This is a genomic window from Segetibacter aerophilus (genome assembly GCF_007991655.1).
GTDB lineage: Bacteria > Bacteroidota > Bacteroidia > Chitinophagales > Chitinophagaceae > Segetibacter > Segetibacter aerophilus.
The window spans coordinates 1-1,875 of sequence record NZ_BJYT01000066.1; the positions used below are offsets into that span (position 1 = coordinate 1).

1 protein-coding gene is annotated in these 1,875 nt (G+C 49.2%); it reads right to left on the minus strand.

Features of this window, described 5'->3' with window-relative positions; all coding sequences use genetic code 11:
- A partial coding sequence (locus SAE01_RS24275; protein ID WP_147206424.1) for a non-ribosomal peptide synthetase occupies nt 1-1,875 on the minus strand: 1,875 nt, incomplete at both ends.

Consider the following 1,875-nt stretch of genomic DNA (forward strand, 5'->3'; position numbering starts at 1 on the left):
CCTATCAATAAACCACAATCTTTCCTGGCTGAAGGATAAGGGGATATTGTCGGGTCGTGGGCGTATGACTTCGATTGACGGAAGTACTGCTGCCTGGGATGTTGATTTATCTTCCAGCTGTGCTGCCAGCAGTGCTATTGTGGGGTAATCAAAGACGTGACTGATCGGTATCTCTACTGCAAACTCTTTTCTGATCGCTGAGATCAGTCGTACTGCCAGCAGGGAATGGCCTCCCAGTTCAAAGAAGTCGTCGTTCACTCCTACCTGCTCTTCTTCAAGCACGTCCTGCCAGATCTCTGCCAGTCTCTGCTCTGCATCGCTCTGTGGTGCTACGTACTGTCCGGCCAGTTGCTCTGTAGCATCTGGGTCGGGTAGTGCTTTTCTGTCTACCTTGCCATTGGCTGTCAGTGGTAAACTTTCCAGCTCTACCAGCATTGCAGGTACCATGTATTCGGGTAACTTCTCTTTCAGATAGGACAGGATACCTTCCCTGTCGAACCACCCGTCCTGTGCTACCACGTATCCTACCAGTCGCCTGTTGCCTTGTTTGTCTTCTCTTGCCAGCACTACTCCCTGGCTTACCAGTTCTGACTGCTGCAGTATGCTTTCTATCTCTCCCAGCTCTACCCTATAGCCTCTGATCTTTACCTGGTCATCTACACGGCCTATAAATTCTATATTGCCGTCCCCGAGGTATTTTACCAGGTCGCCTGTGCCATACATCCGGCTTTGGCCGTCTTTAGCAAAGGGGTTTTGTATGAACTTCTGAGCCGTAAGTTCTTCGTTGTTTAAATAGCCTCTTGCTACTCCGTCGCCTGCTATATATAACTGACCGGGTATGCCCAGCGGTGCCAGTTGCAGGTCTTTGCTTAGTATATATACCTGTGTATTGGAAAATGGTTTTCCTATCGGGATAGTTGCATTGTAGCTGCGGCCTCTTTCTGTTACATGAAGCAGCTTGCCTATCGTGGTCTCTGTAGGTCCGTAGTGGTTCACTACTGTACATACCGATCCTGTCTGCCTGATCTGCTCTACTGCTTCTGATGGCAGCGCTTCTCCGCCAAATACCAATAGTTTCCTTGGTAGCAGCAGCTCCTCATCGAGGTGCAGCGCTTTCCAGTGTGAGGGGACTATCTTTAAGCAATCTATCCGGTTGTCGCTGAAGTAATCGTGCAAGTATTCTATATTGCTTACCTGCTCTTTGGAGAAGATATGTAAGGCTCCGCCCAGTAGCAGCGAACCATAGATAACCGTATTACCTAAGTCTGTTGCGGTGGTTGATACCAGTGCATGGCTCCTGCACTCTCCTATCTGTGTATGTTCGTTTAATCCAAATACATAGTCTACCAGGTTGCGGTGCTCTATCATTACACCTTTGGGCATACCGGTAGAACCTGACGTATAGATCACGTAGGCTAAATGATGGGGCTGCAGGGCTGTGGCAGGATTATCAGTTGGCTGCTTTGTGATCGCTGGTGCGTCTACCTCTATAATCTCTATATCCGGCTCGGCTGTCTCCAGTTTTGAGCGGCTTGCCTTACTGCTGATTACAAGGGGTGAACCGCTGTCCTTTAGCATATAGGAGATCCTGTTCTCAGGAAACTCGGTATCTATCGGCACATAGGCTGCCCCGGCTTTTAAAATGCCCATGATGCCTACCATCATCTCAAGGCTTCGCTCTATATATACCGGTACTATACTGTCTTCCTTTACTCCCCTGCTTCTCAGGTAATGTGCTACCTGGTTGGCTCTCCCGTTGAACTCCTCATACGTTAACCCCTCTCCTGCATATACTACTGCCATACTGCCCGGCGCCTTCTGAACCTGCTGCTCAAATAAACTTACTACCGTGGCCTCATGGGGGTAGGTGACTTT